This window comes from Pseudomonas sp. 210_17 TE3656 (assembly GCF_054821965.1).
The window spans coordinates 1,472,142-1,491,052 of sequence record NZ_JBTRBC010000001.1 but is presented as its reverse complement, the minus strand read 5'-3'; the positions used below and the strand labels follow the sequence as shown (position 1 = coordinate 1,491,052).

The 18,911-nt window shown below is 61.6% G+C and carries 13 protein-coding genes; 7 read left to right on the top strand and 6 right to left on the bottom strand.

The window, feature by feature from the left end:
- Window positions 1-117: 117 nt before the first annotated feature.
- Entirely contained in the window at window positions 118-1,224 is a 1,107-nt protein-coding gene (locus tag ACVI9W_RS07060) for an NADH:flavin oxidoreductase/NADH oxidase (protein WP_461529591.1), read from the top strand.
- 107 nt (window positions 1,225-1,331) lie between these two features.
- Here the strand turns inward: ACVI9W_RS07060 and ACVI9W_RS07055 are convergent, their stop codons facing one another.
- The 6 genes from ACVI9W_RS07055 to ydcS all read right to left on the bottom strand — a co-directional run bounded on the left by ACVI9W_RS07055 (window position 1,332) and on the right by ydcS (window position 8,640).
- The gene (locus ACVI9W_RS07055) at window positions 1,332-3,194 is read right to left on the bottom strand and encodes an NAD(P)-binding protein (protein ID WP_461529590.1); all 1,863 of its coding nucleotides are present in this window, start codon (window positions 3,192-3,194) and stop codon (window positions 1,332-1,334) included.
- Between the two features lie 13 nt (window positions 3,195-3,207).
- Window positions 3,208-4,632, bottom strand: a complete 1,425-nt coding sequence (locus ACVI9W_RS07050) for a gamma-aminobutyraldehyde dehydrogenase (protein ID WP_461529589.1) — start codon at window positions 4,630-4,632, stop codon at window positions 3,208-3,210.
- A 19-nt stretch (window positions 4,633-4,651) separates the two neighbouring features.
- On the bottom strand, window positions 4,652-5,458 hold the full coding sequence (locus ACVI9W_RS07045) for an ABC transporter permease (RefSeq protein WP_191832211.1): 807 nt from the start codon (window positions 5,456-5,458) through the stop codon (window positions 4,652-4,654).
- Entirely contained in the window at window positions 5,448-6,362 is a 915-nt protein-coding gene (locus ACVI9W_RS07040) for an ABC transporter permease (protein WP_038614120.1), read from the bottom strand. The genes ACVI9W_RS07045 and ACVI9W_RS07040 overlap by 11 nt, the downstream gene beginning before the upstream one ends.
- Before the next feature lies 1 nt (window position 6,363).
- Window positions 6,364-7,404, bottom strand: coding sequence for an ABC transporter ATP-binding protein (locus ACVI9W_RS07035; RefSeq protein WP_038614118.1), 1,041 nt, complete (start codon window positions 7,402-7,404; stop codon window positions 6,364-6,366).
- Between the two features lie 84 nt (window positions 7,405-7,488).
- Window positions 7,489-8,640, bottom strand: coding sequence for a putative ABC transporter substrate-binding protein YdcS (gene ydcS / locus ACVI9W_RS07030; RefSeq protein ID WP_461529588.1), 1,152 nt, complete (start codon window positions 8,638-8,640; stop codon window positions 7,489-7,491).
- Window positions 8,641-8,946: 306 nt separating this feature from the next.
- Between ydcS and ACVI9W_RS07025 the strand changes: the two genes are divergently transcribed.
- From ACVI9W_RS07025 to ACVI9W_RS07000, 6 genes are all read left to right on the top strand, one after another.
- A complete protein-coding gene (locus tag ACVI9W_RS07025) occupies window positions 8,947-10,572 on the top strand; it encodes a methyl-accepting chemotaxis protein (RefSeq protein ID WP_461529587.1) in 1,626 nt (541 codons plus the stop codon).
- An 11-nt stretch (window positions 10,573-10,583) separates the two neighbouring features.
- Window positions 10,584-10,877 carry a hypothetical protein gene (locus ACVI9W_RS07020; RefSeq protein WP_461529586.1) on the top strand — a complete coding sequence of 98 codons (294 nt, stop codon included), beginning with the start codon at window positions 10,584-10,586 and terminating at the stop codon, window positions 10,875-10,877.
- Window positions 10,878-10,956: 79 nt separating this feature from the next.
- Window positions 10,957-13,728 (top strand): ATP-binding protein, encoded by a 2,772-nt coding sequence (locus ACVI9W_RS07015; protein WP_461529585.1) that lies wholly within the window; start codon window positions 10,957-10,959, stop codon window positions 13,726-13,728.
- On the top strand, window positions 13,718-14,905 hold the full coding sequence (gene pvrR, locus ACVI9W_RS07010; RefSeq protein WP_461529584.1) for a response regulator cyclic di-GMP phosphodiesterase PvrR: 1,188 nt from the start codon (window positions 13,718-13,720) through the stop codon (window positions 14,903-14,905). Before ACVI9W_RS07015 ends, pvrR begins: the two co-directional genes overlap by 11 nt.
- Window positions 14,906-14,936: 31 nt before the next feature.
- Complete coding sequence (locus ACVI9W_RS07005; protein ID WP_461529583.1) at window positions 14,937-18,140, top strand: hybrid sensor histidine kinase/response regulator; 3,204 nt, start codon at window positions 14,937-14,939, stop codon at window positions 18,138-18,140.
- 32 nt (window positions 18,141-18,172) lie between these two features.
- The gene (locus ACVI9W_RS07000) at window positions 18,173-18,820 is read left to right on the top strand and encodes a response regulator (protein WP_461529582.1); all 648 of its coding nucleotides are present in this window, start codon (window positions 18,173-18,175) and stop codon (window positions 18,818-18,820) included.
- Window positions 18,821-18,911 lie beyond the last annotated feature (91 nt).

Sequence of the window (18,911 nt, the reverse complement as noted above, 5' to 3'; positions counted from 1 at the left end):
ACTCAAGGGGCAAAGTGGTCTAGGCTCAGAATGATTGGTCGAAGAACCTGCGGGGAAGATTCTGTGGTCGGCCGGTCAACCATCTGGAGCCTTACCACTTGATTTGAGAGGTGCCCCATGAGTCTGCTGCTTGCACCCTATACCCTGCGCCACCTGACCCTGCCCAACCGTATTGCCGTTTCTCCCATGTGCCAATACTCCAGTGTCGATGGCCTGGCCAATGACTGGCACCTGGTCCACCTGGGCAGCCGCGCGGTGGGCGGTGCCGGGCTGATCTTCACCGAGGCTACGGCGGTGACTGCCGATGGGCGCATCACCGCCCAGGATCTCGGGCTGTGGGATGACGCGCAGATCCCGCCGCTGCAGCGTATTACCCGTTTCATTATTGCCCAGGGCGCCGTTCCCGGCATTCAACTGGCGCATGCCGGACGCAAGGCCAGTACCTATCGGCCCTGGCTGGGCAAGCAGGGTAGCGTCAAGCCCGCAGACGGTGGCTGGGTGCCGATCGGTCCGTCAAAAATTGCCTTCGATCCGCAGCACACTGCGCCTGTCGAGATGAGCAAAGCGCAGATCGATGAAGTGATTCAGGCCTTCGTCGAGGCCGCGCAGCGTGCATTGACAGCAGGTTTCAAGGTGGTTGAAGTGCATGCGGCGCATGGCTATCTGCTGCATCAGTTTCTGTCGCCGTTGAGCAACCAGCGACGTGATGAATACGGCAGCAATTTCGAAAATCGCATTCGCCTGACCTTGCAGGTGACCGAGGCGGTGCGGGAAGTCTGGCCGGAGGAGTTGCCGGTGTTCGTGCGGCTATCGGCTACCGATTGGGTTGAAGATGGCTGGAACCCGGATGAAACGGTGGAGTTGGCCAAGCGCTTGCGCAAATTGGGTGTGGACCTGATCGATGTGTCCTCCGGCGGCACGTCGGTGAACGCCGAGATTCCTACCGGGCCTGGGTACCAGACACAGTTTGCCGCCAAAGTGCGCGAAGAGTCGGGGATTGCCACCGGAACGGTCGGGATGATTACTGATCCGATGCAGGCCGAAACCATTTTGCGCACGGCCCAGGCCGATATCATTTTCCTGGCGCGAGAGCTGTTGCGTGATCCGTACTGGCCGCTGCACGCCGACGATGACCTGGGCGGCAACAAGGCCACCTGGCCGGCTCAGTACCAGCGCGCGACCAGTCGTGAGCAGCCGATTCATGAGTCGGATTTACGTGATTGATACGGCCCCTCTGTAGGAGCGGATTTATCCGCGATGGGGCGCGCAGCGGCCCCGTAGATGGGCCTGCTGCGCAGGCCATCGCGGATAAATCCGCTCCTACAACTGAATCAGGCCAGTTCGCCGACAGCCCGCCATGCCTCATCAATCGCCGCATGCGCATACGCACTCCAGGCCGCATCGGAATTGGCAATGCTGACTTTGCCCACAGGCTTGCGTGCCAGCTCCATCCACTGTTCGGTCTGATCAGGATCGTCGTACAGGGTGTTGGTAAAGCAGGCATAACCATGCGGCCAACGATTGACGGTGATCGCCAGGATGTCCTGGTTGTGGTCGAAACCGCCAGGCCCGAGCATGCGCTGCAGCTGTTCACGCAACTGGCTTTCCAGCGTTTCAAATGGCGTGCCATATAGCCGCCCGCGTCCGGCGCGCGCCTGGTCACGGCTGTTCATGCCGCTGTCAGGGCTGGTCGGTACGTAGACCATGTGCAGGCCGATAGGCTGTGCCGGATCGCGTGGATGTTCGTAGCCACCCATGCTTACCGGGTAGTCCAGTTTGATCCGGCTATAGGGTTGCGTGGCGGCGTAGATTTCATGCACGCCAAGCTTCTGGAAAGCCTGCCAGTTGCGCACGATGACCTTGGTGTACACCAGCGGAAACTTCACATTCTGGCTCAGGGCATACGCCTGCTCGGCCGACAGGTCGCGCAGCAGGTACGGGATCATCATGTTGTAGCAAGCCAGCACACAGTGCTTGCCGCGGACCTGAGCCAACTGACCGTCCCGGCTATAGCCGATGTTCACTGCGCCCTTGTGGTTGCGCACGCTGACTACAGTGCTGTTCAAGCGCAGGCGCACCGGCTGCCCGCTGCGGTCGAGCTGGCTGTAGTCGAAGTCGGCCAGGACGATGTCTTCCATGTCCTTGCCCTGTGCCACCGGCGGAATCAGGTTGCGCACCAGCAGGCGTGCCAGCGAGGCGTTGCCATCGGGAAAGTGATAGATGTAGGGCTCTTCCATTTCCGCCTGGGCTTCTTCGCTGATCGGCTCCAGGTTCATCGCGCTAAAACCGGGAAAACCGACGTAGTAGGCATCCGCAGCGGCCACAGTATCGATGCTCAGGGCCATGAAGTCGTTGGTGCGGCCCTGGAAGTACTTCACCGCGATGGGCGACAGGCCGACGTCCTTGAGCAGGAAGTCGCGGTAGCTGGTGCGTTCCAGGTAGGCGGTCTTGTCCTCCAGTGACTTGCCTGCCAGGTAATCCCTGGGCGCTTCGTGCAGGTCGATCAAGGCCTTGTGGTCGCTTTCGGGCAGGGGAAAATCGTTGATGAAGTCGCGGATCGAACGGGCGTTGAGCTGCCCGGGGGCAATGTCGTCGGCGACCATGGGCGTCGGGTCGCCGGTCACCAGCTTGTCTTCGCCGAAGGTTTCTTTATCGAAGAACACCCCGCGCGACAGGCCCAGGTCTGGGTAGAAGCTGCGATCGAAGGCCGTTTCGAAACGCTTGATATCCACCCCGAGCTTTTTCAGCAGGCCGTTGACCTCGGCGCTGTACAGGTGGTTGGGTGACTGGAAGGCTTCGCTACCGCCGTAGCCGATAATCATCCGCCCACCAGCACTGAACTCGTTGCGCTTGGCGTGACCGCCAAAGTCGTCGTGGTTTTCGAGGATGAGGATTTTCGCCTCCGGGTGTTTTTCCCGATAGAAAAACGCCGCCGACAGCCCGCTGATGCCACCACCGACCACCACCAGGTCGTATTCCTCTTTGATCGGCAAGGCGTCGGTGGCGAAGCTCTTTTTCTTCCAGCCCATCTGGTGCGCGACTTCAAAGGCGCCGACATGGCTGCCACGCAGGCCGGTCAACGCTGGCGGGTAGTAGCGCCCGCTTTCGGCCGCTTGCAGCAGTTGCAGCGGGGTCAGGCCCGCCGCAATGCCGATAGCGACGCCATTGATGAAGTCGCGACGGGTTATTTCCATGGGTTTCCTTACCTTAGTGTTTGAACATCACATGCCGGATGCAGGTGTAGTCTTCCAGCCCGTACACGGACATATCCTTGCCATAGCCAGAGAGTTTCTGGCCGCCGTGGGGCATTTCGCTGACCAGCATAAAGTGCGTGTTTACCCAGGTACAGCCGTACTGCAGGCGCGCCGAGACGCGGTGGGCGCGGCCGACATCAGCGGTCCAGAGCGAGGAGGCCAGGCCGTAGTCCGAGTCATTGGCCCAGGCCAGAGCCTGAGCCTCGTCGTCGAAACGGGTCACTGAAACCACCGGCCCGAACACTTCGCGGCGGACGATTTCGTCATCCTGTTGTGCATCGGCCAGCACCGTGGGCTCAAAGAAGAAGCCATCACCGGCCACCGCCTTGCCACCGGTGATCAGACGAATATGCGGCTGGGCGATGGCCCGCTCGACCATCGCCGCCACCCGGTCACGGTGCTGGGCGGTAATCAGTGGGCCCAGTTCGGTGTCCGGGTCGTTCTGCAGGCCGTGCCTGATACTGGCCACAGCCTTGCCGAGTTTCTCCACGAACTGCTCGTAGATGCCGCTCTGGGCATAGATGCGGCAGGCGGCGGTGCAGTCCTGGCCTGCGTTGTAGAAGCCGAAGGTGCGGATGCCTTCGACGGCGGCATCGATATCGGCATCGTCGAAAATGACCACCGGAGCCTTGCCGCCCAACTCCATGTGCATGCGCTTCACGCTGTCGGCAGTGCTGGCGATGATATTGGCGCCGGTGGCGATCGAACCGGTCAGCGACACCATGCGCACTTTCGGGTGGGTAACCAGCGGTGTGCCGACACTCGGTCCACGGCCAAAGAGGATATTCAGCACGCCGGCGGGAAACAGCTCGGCGGCCAGTTGCGCCAGGCGCAGGGCGGTTAGGGGTGTCTGCTCCGAAGGTTTGAGCACCACGGTGTTGCCAGCGGCCAGGGCCGGGGCGATCTTCCAGGCGACCATCATCAACGGGTAGTTCCACGGCGCGATGGAGGCGACTACACCAAGCGGGTCGCGACGGATCATCGAGGTATGCCCCGGCAGGTATTCGCCGGCGGCCGACCCGCCCAGGCAGCGGCTGGCGCCGGCGAAGAAGCGAAACACATCGGCAATTGCCGGGATTTCGTCGTGGAGCGCGGCCGCATAGGGTTTGCCACAGTTGTCCGATTCCAGCCGGGCCAGTTCCTCGCCATGCGCTTCGATGCTGTCCGCCAGTTTCAGCAACAGCAGCGAGCGCTCCTTGGGTGTGGTCTGCGACCAGCTTTCGAAGGCACGGTCGGCGGCACGCACGGCGGCATCGACCTGGGACTCACTGGCTTCGTTGATCTCCACCAGCACGCTGCCCAGCGCCGGGTTGAGTACCGCCAGCGCGTTACCTTCGCCAGCAACCAGTTGGCCATTGATCAGCAGTCGGGTTTGCATGATTTACGTCCTCCTAATGTTATTTGCCGCTGCCGGCAACGCTTTCGCCGCCGCGGGTCAGGTAGTAGGCGCCGAGGATCGGCAGCATGGTCACCAGCATCACCAGCATGGCGACCACATTGGTCACCGGTACATCACGCGGCCGGCTGAGCTGGTTGAGCAACCAGATCGGCAGGGTGCGTTCGTGGCCGGCGGTAAAGGTGGTGACGATGATTTCATCGAACGACAGGGCGAAGGCCAGCATGCCGCCCGCCAACAGGGCCGAGCCGAGGTTGGGCAGGATGATGTAACGGAAGGTCTGCCAGCCGTCGGCGCCGAGGTCCATCGAGGCCTCGATCAGGCTGTGGGAAGTGCGGCGCAGGCGGGCAATGACGTTGTTGTAGACGATCACCACGCAGAACGTCGCGTGGCCAACGACGATGGTGAATACGCCAGGCTCGATGCCCAGAGTCTTGAACGCTGAAAGCAGGGCGATACCGGTGATGATCCCGGGCAGCGCAATCGGCAGGATCAGCATCAGCGAGATGCTTTCCTTGCCAAAGAAGCTGCGTCGGTACAGCGCTGCCGACGCCAGGGTGCCCAGCACCAGGGCGATCAGCGTGGCCAGGCAGGCGACCTGCGCCGACAGTTTGATCGCTTCGAGTACATCGGGCCGGGAAAACGCCACGCTGAACCACTTCAGGGTAAAGCCCTGGGGCGGGAAGCTGAACGCCGCATCCTGGGTGTTGAAGGCATACAGAAAGATGATCAGGATCGGGAAGTGCAGGAACACCAACCCACCCCAGGCCGCCAGGCGCAGGCCCCAGGACGCTTGTTCAGAGTGCATCGAAAGCCCCCAGACGTTTGACCATGGACAGGTAGATGGCGATCAGCACGATCGGCACCAGAGTGAAGGCTGCGGCCATCGGCATGTTGCCGATCGCGCCTTGCTGGGCGTAGACCATGCTGCCAATGAAGTAGCCAGGAGGGCCAACCAGCTGCGGCACGATGAAGTCGCCCAGGGTCAGCGAGAAGGTGAAGATCGAGCCGGCGGCGATGCCCGGCACCGAGAGCGGCAGGATCACCTGCATGAAGGTTTGCCGGGGCTTGGCGCCGAGGTCAGCCGAGGCTTGCAGCAGCGATGGCGGCAAACGCTCCAGCGCGGCCTGGATGGGCAGGATCATGAACGGCAGCCAGATGTAGACAAACACCAGAAAGCGCCCCAGGTGCGAGGTCGACAGGGTGCTGCCGCCGACCCCGGGAATGCCGAGAATGAACTGCAGCACAGGCTCCAGGCTGAGCTGCTGGACGAACCACTGGGCCACGCCACCTTTGGCCAGCAGCAAGGTCCAGGCATAGGCTTTGACGATATAGCTGGCCCACATCGGCATCATCACCGCGATGTAGAAAAATGCCTTGGTCTTGCCGCTGGTGTAGCGGGCCATGTAGTAGGCGATCGGAAATGCCAGGGTGGCGCTGGCGATTGATACGGCAATGGCCATGCCCAGCGTGCGCAGGATGATGTCGAAGTTCGACGGATTGAACAGGGCGGCGAAATTGGCCAGGGTCAATTCCGGGGTCACCGCCATGGTGAAATCGTCGAAGGTGTAGAAGCCCTGCCAGAGCAGGCTCAGCAACGAACCGAGGTAGATCGCCCCGAACCAGATCAGGGGGGGTACCAGCAATAGCGCCAGATAAAGATTGGGGCGCCGGTAGAGCAGGTTGGAGAAGCGTCGCAGGGCCAGGCTCATCTTACTGGCCCCCGTTCAATACGGTTTCCTGCAGTGAAGTCATCGCTTCCCGTGCCCAGCGGGCCTGCAGGCGTTGGCCGGTCTGCCAGGGCGTGGCCTGCTGCTGCCATTGATTGTTGGCCTGGCTGACACAGAGCAGTTGGCCATTGTCGAGCTTCAGCTCGTAGCGGGTGGCGCTGCCCTGGTACTGGATATCGTGCAGCAGGCCGCTGACCTGGACTTCATCGCTGGTGGCAGGTTGCTCGCCCAGGCGAATGTGTTCCGGACGAATCGAGAAGGGCAACTGGCTCCCGTTCAGCTGCGCCGCCAGTTCACCACGCAGTACGTTGGAGGTACCGACGAACTCGGCAACAAACGTGGTGGCCGGCTTCATGTAAAGATTGCGCGGCGTATCGACCTGCTCAATGCGGCCGCGATTGAACACTGCGACCCGATCGGACATCGACAATGCTTCGGTCTGGTCGTGGGTGACGAAAATGAAGGTGATGCCCAGCTGGCGCTGCAGTTTTTTCAGCTCGCCCTGCATCTGTTCGCGCAGCTTCAGATCCAGTGCGCCCAGGGGTTCGTCGAGCAGCAGCACACGCGGGCGATTGACCAGGGCGCGGGCCAGGGCCACACGCTGACGCTGACCGCCGGACAGTTGCGCCGGCTTGCGCTGTCCGTAACCGCCCAGGGCAACCATGCTCAGGGCTTCTTCGGCGCGGGTCAGGCGTTCCTGTTTGCCCACACCTTTGACTTTCAGGCCATAGGCGACGTTATCGAGCACATTCATGTGCGGGAACAGGGCGTAGTCCTGGAATACCGTGTTGACGTCGCGCTGGTACGGCGGCAACCCGGCCGCTTCGGCACCGTGGATACGGATGGAGCCGGCGCTGGGCTGTTCGAAGCCGGCAATCAGGCGCAGGCAGGTGGTTTTGCCTGAACCCGAGGGGCCGAGCATGGAGAAAAATTCGCCGTCATGGATGTCGATGGACACCCGGTCTACGGCCTTGACCTCGCCAAAACTGCGGGAAACATCGGTGAACTGGACTGCAAGGGTCATGTGCGCTGCTCCGAGTCTCTAGACTGGATCGCGGGGCAAGCCCGCTCCTACAGTGTGGGAGCGGGCTTGCCCCGCGAAGGGGCCCTAACGGCCACCCATGATTGCAATGTAGTCCTGAGTCCAGCGGCTATATGGCACGAACTTGCCACCCTCGGCCTGCGGGGTTTTCCAGAAGGCGATTTTGTCGAAGTTGTCGAAGCCATTGGTCTTGCAGCCATCGGCGCCGAGCAATTCGCTGCCGGTACAGGCTGCCGGTACCGCCGGCAGCGAGCCGAACCAGGCCGCCACGTCGCCCTGGACCTTGGGTTGCAGCGACCAGTCCATCCATTTATAGGCACAGTTGGGGTGCTTGGCCTCGGCATGCAGCATGGTGGTATCGGCCCAGCCGGTGGCACCTTCCTTGGGAATGGTCGACGACACTGGCTGTTTGTCGGCCTTCAGGGTGTTGACCATATAGCCCCAGGAGCTGGAAGCGACCACGCCCTCGTTTTTCACATCGCTCATCTGCACAGTCGCGTCATGCCAGTAGCGATGGATCAGCGGCTGTTGCTGACGCAGCAGTTCCAGCACCGCCTTGTACTGGGTTTCGTTGAGTTCGTAGGGGTTCTGGATACCCAGCTCCGGCTTCGCCGATTTCAGGTACAGCGCTGCGTCGGCAATGTAGATCGGCCCGTCGTAAGCCTGCACCCGTCCTTTGTTCGGTTTGCCGTCCGGCAGGTTCTGCGGTTCGAAGATCACCCCCCAACTGGTGGGCGCTTCCTTGAATACATTGGTGTTGTACAGCAATACGTTGGGGCCCCACTGGTAAGGGGTGCCGTACACCTGGTTGTTGACCACATACCAGGCGCCGTCCTTGAGCCGCGGGTCGAGGTTTTTCCAGTTCGGGATCAGCGCAGTATTGATCGGTTGCACGCGCTTGCCGGCGACCAGGCGCAGCGAGGCGTCTCCTGAGGCAGTGACCAGGTCGTAACCGCCCTTGGTCATCAAACTGACCATTTCATCGGACGTGGCGGCGGTCTTGACGCTGACCTTGCAACCGGTTTCCTTCTCGAAACCGCTGACCCAGTCGTAGGCCTTGTCACTTTCACCGCGCTCGATGTAGCCGGGCCAGGCGACAATATCCAGCTGGCCTTCGCCGTCACCCACCGCCTTGAGCGGCTCGGCGGCCTGCAGGCTGGCGCTGGCCAGCAAGGCGGTACTCAGAACGCTGAACAATGCGGTCTTGTGCGCTGACATGGTGTTCCCTCTTGTTTGAAATTATGGTCGGGGCAGTAACAAACAAAGGTACAAGCGTAGTGCGGTTATCGTCGGTTGGTTCCTGGTGATCGCCCTGGCGTGCTGGGGCATCATGAGGGGTGGCCTCACAATTGGTTTTATCGTTGGCTGTCAGTGTATATCCTTTTTTTCGATGGGGATGAGGCGCCCATATCGCGGGGCAAGCCCGCTCCCACAGCGATGCATTTTTAAGGTTTGCCTGATAGCCCGCCTTACTCCCCGTTCCCTAGACTCGTCCGCCAGATCAACCCCCTGGCAGGACATCACATGCAACTCAGGAACTTGCGGCTGGCCCAACGTGCCACGCTGATTTTCGTCATCATCAACCTGCTGGTCGTGGCGCTTGGCGCGATTTCCCTCTGGCAGATGGGGCGGGTTCGTGCAGCGGCGGTGGAGATCGAGCGCAACTGGATGGAAAGTGTCCGGCAGGCCGGAACCATCGACGCAATGGTATTGCGCATTCGCCTGGAAAGTTTCCGGATGATCAACTCTGCCAGCCCCGAGGTGCGAAGGGCTTCGGCCGATGCGGTGGCCGATATCCGGGTCAAATTGAAACAGATGGTAGAGGGCTACCAGAAGCAGGTCAGCAGCCCTGAAGAAGAGCAGATTTATCAGGCGGTCAAGCTGGGTATCGCTGTGTATGACAGCAAGCTTGATGCACTCCTGCAGATCGCCCTTTCGGGGGCAGCGCAGGACGCCATCGACTACATCGACAAGCACATCCGCCAGCCCACCAACGAACTTCAGGCGACCATTGGCAAGCTTGTCGTGCTCAATCGAGAGGGCGGTCGGCAATCGGGCATCGAGTCGGAAGCGATTTATCAGCGCTCGATCATTACGGTGATCGGTATCGGTGCGTTGGTGATTGGCTTGAGTGTCATTCTCGGCATCCTGTTCGCTCGCAGCATCAGTGTGCCTCTGCTGTCGGTATTGAATGTCAACCGCAAGATCGCCGAAGGTGACCTGCGTACCGAGCTTGTAGTTACCGGCAAGGATGAACTGTCCGACCTGATGCGCTCGACTATCGCCATGCAGGCGAGCTTGCGGGACACCATCCAGCACATGGGCAATTCGGCCACCCAGCTGGCTGCGGCGGCGGAAGAAATGCATTTGGTGACCGAGGATTCAAGCAACGGCCTGCAGCGCCAGAACGATGAAATCGAACAGGCGGCAACGGCAGTGAATGAAATGTCCGTTGCCGTCGAGGAGGTCGCCAGGAACGCGGCATCGGCCTCGGAGTCTGCCCAGGCATCGGACGCTTCCAGCCGGATCGGCTCCGAGCGGGTGCTGGAAACCGTCGAGGCGATCCGCAGCCTGACCGGCATCGTCACCCGTACCAGTGGGGAGGTGGAAGGGCTGGCCAGCAAGGCCCAGAACATCACCAAGGTGCTGGATGTGATCCGTGCCATCGCCGAGCAGACCAATCTGCTGGCGCTCAATGCCGCGATCGAGGCGGCCCGGGCGGGCGACCAGGGACGCGGCTTCGCAGTGGTGGCCGATGAGGTGAGGGCCTTGGCCCATCGCACCCAGGAGTCCACCAAGGAAATCGAAAGCATGATTGCCGATATCCAGACCGGGGCCGAGCAGGCCGTACTGGCCATGGGCCAGAGCTGTGCCGACGCCCAGAGCACCTTGAGTATTGCCCAGGACGCCGGCGCTGCACTGGACGCGATTTCCCGTTCGATCACCGAAATCAACGAACGCAACTTCCTGATCGCCACCGCCTCGGAGGAGCAGGCGCAAGTGGCGCGCTCGGTGGACAGCAATCTGGTCAGCATCCGTGACCTGTCGATCCAGACTTCGGCAGGGGCCAACCAGACCGCTACGGCGAGCAACGAGCTGGCGAAGCTGGCCATCGTCATGAGCGACCTGACCAAACGATTCCTGACCTGAGGAATAAAACAATGCAACTGGCAGACCTGGACATTGGTGAGTTGATTGAGGTGATCGGTCTCGCCCTCATCCCGATCATTTTCGACGGTGTAGACAAGGACACGCCCGCGCATGCATTGCGCGCGCGGGCACGGCTGAATGCCGAGATCATGGGGAGGGTGGCGGCGGTCTTGTATTGTGGTAACCGGGTTGGTCCGGACATCGGCGGACTGATCGAGCTGTTCACCCGGCACATGTGCAAGGAGCACCTGAACGCCTTTAATCGGGTGCTGGGACCGGAGGGGCACCTGAGTCGGCTGGATTGAAATGCTATCGAGAATCACCCCCCGATTTTTAAGGATTTGCTGATGGTTTGCGCGTCGCTGGCACGCTTACTCTTCGGCGATGAAGCTCAAGCAGTTCCTCCAGCCCGCCGACGCCTTTTTTTCCACGCCCAAAGCGGCGCGCAGGTTGCTGCGTCTGTTCGCTCAGGTGATGGTGCTGGGCGCTGTGGCGGGGGCGATCATTGCGGTGGGGGCGGTCTTCAACAGAGAGATCTCCCGCCGCCAGGGTTATATGGGCGACGCCATTACCAATGCGCGGGTGTTCTTCACCCAGCGTGAGGCGTTTTTGCGTACCCTTGCTTTGTGCGCCGCCAACCTGCCCGGCGAATCGGCTGAACGCTCCCCGGGGCGCATACTGCTGTCAGAGCGCACACTCGATTTCCTGCGTCAGCACCGGGTCAATCTGCTGCAGATTACCGGGCAGGCTCAGATGCAGCTCGCTTACCTGAGTACGGGTATCCCGTTCAAGCTGCCAGTGTCCGACGACATTCTCCGTCGCTTGCGCCTCTTCGATGTCGACTCGCCGGTCGTGGCGCAGGGCGTCTGGCTCACGGATAGCAGCAGTTCGCCCGCACGCCTGTATCTGTTCACCCTGGCCGATCGGCACCAGCCTGGCGCGGGGTGGATCGGCATGGAAATGGACGCTTCCGATGTCACCAACACCTTGCACGACGACAAGGCCGGGCAGTTCATGATGGTCAACCCTGGCGGTGATGTGATGATGAGCAGCGTCGGCCATGCGCAGGATGTTCACCCGCTGCTGGCCATGCCCACCGGCAAGAGTTTCGGCTTTTCGGGAAGCGGGTGGCTGCCCGACCAGTTGGTGATGCGCAAGAAACTCGGGTACTCGAACTGGACCATCTTCTATGTCCTGGACCTGTACTCGTTGCTCAAGGTGGTGTTCTGGCCCCTGGTGCTTTCAGTGCTGACGATCCTGGGCGTGGGGATGTCAGTCTGCCGCCTGGTATCGCGCATCGAACGTCGGCTGATCATCCCGGCGATCCGGCGCATCGACGCGCTGATCGAAAGCGAGACATTCAGCCGGGCAGTCATCCAGACTGCACCGGTTGCCCTTTGCGTATTGCGCCGCGCCGACGGTCAGGTGGTGTTGGAGAACCGCCTGTCCGAGCAGTGGCTGGGCGAGTGTAGCGAGCGCGAGCGCTTGCACCATCGCTGGATCGAGCAGGCTTTCGATGAAACCCGGTCGATCCGCACCGACGAATTTCAGGCCGGCAATGGGCGCCACTTGTACCCGAGTTTCGTGAAAACCCGTTACAACGGCGAGGACGTGCTGTTCTGCGCCTTCAGCGATATCAGTTCGCGCAAGCAGATGGAGGCAGCGATGGCCGCCGCCAAGCGTAGCGCCGATGCCGCCAACGAAGCCAAGACGCTGTTCCTGGCGACCATGAGTCATGAGATCCGTACGCCCCTTTACGGAGTACTCAGCACCCTCGAACTGCTGGGCAAGACCGAGCTCAAGAGCCAGCAGAAAGCCTATCTCCAAGCCATCGAAAGTTCATCCAGTGCGTTGCTCAACCTGGTCTGCGATGTGCTCGACGTGGCCAAGATCGAAGCCGGGCAACTGGTGCTCGATGAGCGCGACTTCAAGCCACTGGAGCTGGTCTACAGCGTGATCCAGAGCTATGCCTGCGCCGCGCGAGGCAAGGGGCTTCACCTCTACGCCTTTGTCGACCCGCAGATCCCGCAAGTACTTCACGGTGACGCGACACGTATCCGTCAGGTGCTGAACAACCTGCTCAGCAATGCCGTGAAATTCACCGACAGTGGCCAGGTGGTGCTGCGGGTGTGTACGGAAGCGGTTGATGGTGAACAACTGAATGTGCACTGGCAGGTCTCTGACAGTGGCCGTGGCATCGATCCGCAGGACCAGGTCTTTCTCTTCGATCCGTTCTACCAGACGGGAGCCAGCGCCAACACCATCGCCGGCACCGGCCTGGGCCTGTCCATTTGCCAGCGTCTGGCAGGCTTGATGAAGGGGGCGATCCGAGTGGTCAGCACGCCGGGCCTGGGCAGTAGTTTCACTCTGGTGGTCGGCTTGAAGTCCCTTCAGGCGCACATCAGGCTTGAGCCCGGGCTCTGGCCGAAACGGGTCCATGTCTACTCCCCGATACGGGAGATGGCCGAGTACATCTGCAGCTGGCTGGGAGCCTGGGGGGCGAAGGCGCAAATCGGTCTGCCCGAAACCGGGACGCCAGTCAGCGAGGCGCTGCTCGTGGAAGTCTACCCGTACCGGCGAGGGGCGCCGATCTGCGCATGGACCGGCGCCAGGATCGTGATCTCCCCTGAGGACATGGAAGAAGAGCCTTGTGCCGGGCAGCACTGGCAGGTTCGGCTGAATGACCTTGACGGGCTGTTCGACACGCTCAAGCTGGCCCAGGGAAGCCTGGATCCGGATCTGGCGCAGGTAGCCAGCGACCCTGAGGTGTCGAAAAAGCTCGACCTGAAGCTGCTGGTCGTCGAGGACAACATGATCAACCAGCTGATCCTCAAGAACCAGTTGGAGGTGCTGGGCTGCCGGGTGGTGTTGGCCAGCGATGGTTCACAGGCGCTGCTGCTGTGGGAGAAGGACTGTTATGACGTGGTGTTGACCGATATCAACATGCCGGGGATGAACGGCTACGAGCTGGCCAGGCAACTGCGCGGCCAGGGTTGCCAGGCGCCGATCATCGGCGCCACCGCCAATGCGATGCGTGATGAAAGTGACCGGTGCCTGGGCGCCGGGATGCAGGAGCTGCTGGTAAAGCCGTTTGGCCTGGGGGATTTGTACGACTGCTTGCAGCACTACGAAAAGGTGAGCGACTGTGGCCTATAGGGTTCTGCTGGTCGAGGACCATCCTGTACAGCAACTCTATCTGCTGGACCTGTTCCGCGCGCTCGATGGCGTGACGGTGGACGCCGTACGAAACGGCGATCAGGCCCTGGGGTGGTTGAGTGCGCATGCATTCGATCTGGTGCTCTGCGACCTGATGATGCCCGGCATGGATGGCATGCAGCTGGTGCAGCGCCTGGCGGCTCTCGGGCAAAGGCCCAGTCTGGCCTTCATGAGTGCATTGCCCGGGCGTATGCTCAGCAGTGCGAGCCTCGCAGCCAGCCATCTGGGATTCAATGTTCTCGGCCCTCTGGCCAAGCCGGTAAGTCTTGAGGCCCTGGCCAGGCTAATGCAGAAATTGGCGGTGCCGGACGCCGGGCAACGCGCGACGTCAGCGCCGGTGCGCATGCACAGTTTCGAAACCCTGAGCGAGGCTATCCGTTCGGGACAGATTCAGCCCTGGTTCCAGCCAAAATGGTCGCTGGCCAACGGGCATATTGTCGCCGCCGAAGCCCTGGTGAGGTGGGCCGACGAAGGCAGGGACGTACTGTTGCCCAGGGACTTCCTGCCAGGGATCGTCAGCTTTCGCCTGGAGGAGGCGTTGCTTATGCAGATGGTGAGCCTGACCATCGCCGCACAGTCCCTGTGGCACCGCAAGGGCTACCGGGTGCCGGTGTCGATCAATCTGCCGCCCCATCTGCTGGACGACGAGGACCTGCCGGACCGCTTGCATGCCCATGTCGTCAGCAAGGGCGGAGTGCCGTCGAACATCGGCTTTGAAATCATGGAAAGCTCTGTGGCCAAAGACCTGGGGCACTATTTCGCTGGCGTCTGCCGCCTGCGGCTCAAGGGCTTCGGCCTGGCCCAGGACGACTTCGGCAAAGGCTTCAGTTCGTACTTCAACCTGGTCTCCACGCCGTTCACGGAGCTGAAGATCGACCGCTCCCTGGTCAGTGGTTGCGTAGAGAATGCCAACCTCGCAGCGGCGCTTTCCAGCATCGTCGCCCTGGGCAAGCAGCTTGGGCTCAAGGTCGTCGCCGAAGGGGTGGAGACTGCCCAGGAGCTGGCGTTGTTAAAGCAGGTCAATTGCGATCAGGTCCAGGGTTTCCTACTCTCCAAGGCAGTGAATCCGGGGCGTTTCCTCGACCTGCTGGCCAACGAGCGTCCGGCAGGCCGGTGATCGTACTGACATCGGATAAACGAGGCATGCAATGAATACAGACTCTCTCTTCGGCTCGCTGGTCAGCAGCGCGATGCGCCTGAGCAGTGGTCTGCTGGTGACCCTTGGCCTGGTGTTGATGCTGCTCATGACCAACATCTGGGCGATCGCGTTGCTGCTTGGCAGCCAGCAGGAAAAGGCTGTCTCGCACTTTGCACGGGTGATGGAAAACCTGCGAGAGCAGGAAGTATTCCTGCAGACAATCGCCGACCGCTTGGTGGCGCCTACGGACTCGTTGCAGGGCGCGCCTCCTGTGCTCAAGCAGGTGCGCCGGTTCGGGGATGGGGTGAACGAACTCTATGACGTCACCGAAAGCGACTTCTCGATGCCATTCACGGTCGCGCTGGCCCAACAGCGCCAGAATGAGCGCAACCTGAATGCGCTGTCTGCTCTGGGCTGGCACCTGACCAACTACTACAGCCGATTCTGGGCACTGTCGCAGTTCCCCTCGCCCCAGCTGTTCGTGTTCAGCCCGCAAAACCCTTCAAGCATCGCAGTACCTGCCGTGGGCAGGTTTCGTAGCATAAACCTGCTGGAACAGCAGAACTACACATCGGTCGCCGCCGGGCTGATGGCCCGCACGTTGAGCGATCCTGACAAGGTGCTGGATTACCGGGTGCACTGGGCACCGGCTGTGCCCGGGCTGCAGGATGCCGGTGGCAGGCGTGAAATTGTCGCTTATGTGGCCGGCGAGCTGCCGATCAACTCGGTGCGGGTCGACAGCCGCATGGACCGGGTGGTGGTCACTGCATTGCTCGAACTCGGGCACTCCGGTGATGCGGTCGGCGACCTGGAGCTGCCGTTCCATGGCCAATTCACCTTGATCGACCCGCAAGGTAAGGTCTTGACCGGCCAGCGCGAGCCCGGCGGTGCAAGGGCAGGGTTCTCTCTGACCATGAGCGGGTTACTGATCACCGCGTTCGAAAGCAACTCCGCCCAGCCACGCTGGCAGGCCCAGTACTTCGTCGATTACCCCGGTCTGTTTCGCTGGCTGGCGTTGCCGGTGCTGCGCCTGCTGGGTGCCTCGCTGGTGCTGATCCTGGGATTGCGCTGGTTGTACCGGCGCTATCAGGCTCGCGTCGTCGCTCCGGCGAAGGAGGCACAGGCGCGCCTGCTGGAGAGCCAGGCCTTCAGCCATGCGGTGATCGAAGGGGCGCCCGCTGGCCTTGTGGTCATTCGCAAGGCCGATGGCCGGATGGTGATCGAAAACCTGCGGGCACAGCAGGGCAGGGCAGTGTCCCAGGCGGTGGTGGAGCTCTTGCGCACAACCGACGCGGTCCTCGACGGTGATGCCTGTATGGTGCTCGAGGGGCGTTACTACCTGGTCAATTACTCGTCGGCTCGCTACCAGGAGCAAGAGGTGCAACTGTGTGCGTTCTCGGATATCACCGAACACCAGCAGCGCTCGCTTGCCCTGCACCAGGCCAAGCAGGAGGCCGAGCGGGCGAACGAGGCCAAAACCGTCTTCCTCACCACCATGAGCCACGAAATACGCACGCCGCTCTACGGTGTGCTGGGCACACTGGAGCTGCTGGGCCTGTCGAGACTGGACAAGCGTCAGCGCGACTATCTGCAAACGATCCAGTCGTCCTCGTCGACGGTCCTGCAAGTCATCAGTGATGTACTGGATGTCTCGAAGATAGAGTCGGGCCAGCTGGCGCTCGAGACCACTGCCTTCTCGCCGCTGGAGGTGGTCGAGCAGGTCATCGCGGCGCACGTCGTCAGTGCCCGGGGCAAGGGCTTGCAGGTCTATGCCTGCACTGACCCGCGGATACCGGACCTGCTGCTCGGCGACATGGCCAAACTGCGCCAGGTGTTGCACAACCTGGTGGGCAATGCGATCAAGTTCACCAGTATTGGCCGTGTCGTACTGCGTTGCCAGGTGCTGGAAAGCACGGATGCACAGGTGTCGCTACGGTTCCAGGTAGCCGATACAGGCATCGGGATCAACGAGCAACAGCAGCTGCACATTTTCGAGCCGTTCTATCAAGCCAGCACCAGCAACCTGGTCAGTGGCACGGGGCTGGGCCTGTCGATCTGCCAGCGCTTCGTCGAACGCATGGGCGGACACATCACTGTCGTAAGTGAGCAGGGGCTGGGCAGCAGCTTCACTGTGCAGCTGCCCTTCGAATGTACCGCCGCGACGGTGGAGGCGGCCCCGGCAATCGACCTCGGCGGACACCAGGTCCAGGTCCGCGCGCCTGCCTTTGAACTGGCCGAGCATCTCTGCGCCTGGTTGGTCCGTTGGGGCGCCCGGGCCACGGTGGTGTCGGCCAGTCCCCACGGGGCGTTGTCCGAGGCTTTGCTGGTGGATGTCCTGACCGACCCCGAACAGGCCTTCGCCTGGCCAGGCCGACGGCTGCTGTGCGAGCACGATGGGCCGCGGGTTCCCGAATACACGGGGGAATGTTTCAGGGTCAGTGCGCACCACCTGCGCGCCATCGCCGAGGCCGTGCGTATGGCCACCGAAGAGCTGCCCGCACGGGTCGATCCGCTACCCGGCGCCACACCGGCGGCACTCGGCTTTCACGTATTGGTCGCCGAGGACAATCTGGTCAATCAGGCAATCTTGAAGGAGCAGCTTGAGGCGCTGGGTTGTCGGGTCAGCGTCGCCGGCGATGGCCGGCAGGCGCTGCAGGTGTGGCAGCAGGGTGGGATCGAGGTGGTGTTGAGCGACGTCAACATGCCGGTCATGAACGGTTATGAACTCGCCAGGGCGATCCGCGCTGATAGCCGGCAGGTTCCGATCATCGGCATTACGGCTAATGCACTGCGCGACGAAGGTGAGCGTTGCATCGCCGCGGGCATGAGTGCCTGGATGGTCAAGCCGCTGCTGCTGGAGGACCTGCTGGATGTGCTCGGCGGCCTGCCGAGCGGCGGCGTCGTCCAGGATCCGGGAGCTGGCGCCGGCCTGACCGCAGGGGTGCTCTCTGATTCCATGCGTAGTCTGTTCTGCCGTACCATGCGGGTGGATATCGACGCCCTTCACGCAGCCCTTGCCACGGGTGACCAGGCCGAGGTGGTACAGCTGGTGCACTCGGTCAGCGGTGCACTGGCCGTGGTGCGTGCCGACGAGCTGTCGCAAGTGTTTGGCGACCTGGAGCAGCGACTGCGTGAGCAGGCCCTGGATGCCGCGTTGCAGGCCGATTTGAACCGGGCGCTGGACAGGCTGTTCGGGTTGGTAATGTCGATATGAAGGCCGCCGTTTTTCACTTGGACCGTTCACACATGCGCAAAACCACCGTTGTCATCGCCGATGACCATCCTATCGTGCTGCTTGGGGTGCGCCAGCTCATTGACGCGGATGAGCGCTTCGAGGTGGTCGCGGAGGCTTCGAATTCCACTGACCTGATTGCCAGGTTGCACGCCTCCAGCCCTGACATCCTCATTACCGACTACAACATGCCGGGTGATGCGCAGTACGGTGACGGCCTGAAGTTGATCGACTACATCGCGCGTAATTTCCCTGGCCTGCAGGTCCTGGTGCTGACCATGGTCTCCAACGAACTGATCTTTTCCCGGTTGTACGATCTCGGAGTGGCCGGGGTGGTGCAGAAGAACCAGCTGCATGCCGAGATCGAGAGGGCCCTGGAGGCGCTGGTGCACAAGCGCAAATACAAGGTCGCCGGGCTTGAACGTACCTGTGTGCGGGAAGTCGCGCGACCGGTCGATGAACGCGTGGCCTCACTGTCCCCAAAGGAAATGGAAGTATTGCGGCTGTTCATCGCCGGTATGAGCCTGAACGACATCGCCAGGGCCCAGAACCGAAGCGCCAAAACCATCAGTACCCAGAAAGTGGCGGCGATGCACAAGCTGGACGTCAGAACCGACCAGGAACTGATTACCTTTTGTATGGAGGAGCAGCTCTTTCAGTAAACCATCGCAGTCAGCCCCGCCGGTTTTCAGGATTGCCTGATAGAGCAGGGCAGGTACCCGCGGGTAAGGTTCACCCACGTGGATCTATGTC

Bases quoted from the DNA above. Each gene is read 5' to 3' on its own strand.
- ACVI9W_RS07060 (WP_461529591.1), top strand. From the start codon at position 118: ATGAGTCTGCTGCTTGCACCCTATACCCTGCGCCACCTGACCCTGCCC.
- ACVI9W_RS07055 (WP_461529590.1), bottom strand. From the start codon at position 3,194: ATGGAAATAACCCGTCGCGACTTCATCAATGGCGTCGCTATCGGCATT.
- ACVI9W_RS07050 (WP_461529589.1), bottom strand. From the start codon at position 4,632: ATGCAAACCCGACTGCTGATCAATGGCCAACTGGTTGCTGGCGAAGGT.
- ACVI9W_RS07045 (WP_191832211.1), bottom strand. From the start codon at position 5,458: ATGCACTCTGAACAAGCGTCCTGGGGCCTGCGCCTGGCGGCCTGGGGT.
- ACVI9W_RS07040 (WP_038614120.1), bottom strand. From the start codon at position 6,362: ATGAGCCTGGCCCTGCGACGCTTCTCCAACCTGCTCTACCGGCGCCCC.
- ACVI9W_RS07035 (WP_038614118.1), bottom strand. From the start codon at position 7,404: ATGACCCTTGCAGTCCAGTTCACCGATGTTTCCCGCAGTTTTGGCGAG.
- ydcS (WP_461529588.1), bottom strand. From the start codon at position 8,640: ATGTCAGCGCACAAGACCGCATTGTTCAGCGTTCTGAGTACCGCCTTG.
- ACVI9W_RS07025 (WP_461529587.1), top strand. From the start codon at position 8,947: ATGCAACTCAGGAACTTGCGGCTGGCCCAACGTGCCACGCTGATTTTC.
- ACVI9W_RS07020 (WP_461529586.1), top strand. From the start codon at position 10,584: ATGCAACTGGCAGACCTGGACATTGGTGAGTTGATTGAGGTGATCGGT.
- ACVI9W_RS07015 (WP_461529585.1), top strand. From the start codon at position 10,957: ATGAAGCTCAAGCAGTTCCTCCAGCCCGCCGACGCCTTTTTTTCCACG.
- ACVI9W_RS07005 (WP_461529583.1), top strand. From the start codon at position 14,937: ATGAATACAGACTCTCTCTTCGGCTCGCTGGTCAGCAGCGCGATGCGC.
- ACVI9W_RS07000 (WP_461529582.1), top strand. From the start codon at position 18,173: ATGCGCAAAACCACCGTTGTCATCGCCGATGACCATCCTATCGTGCTG.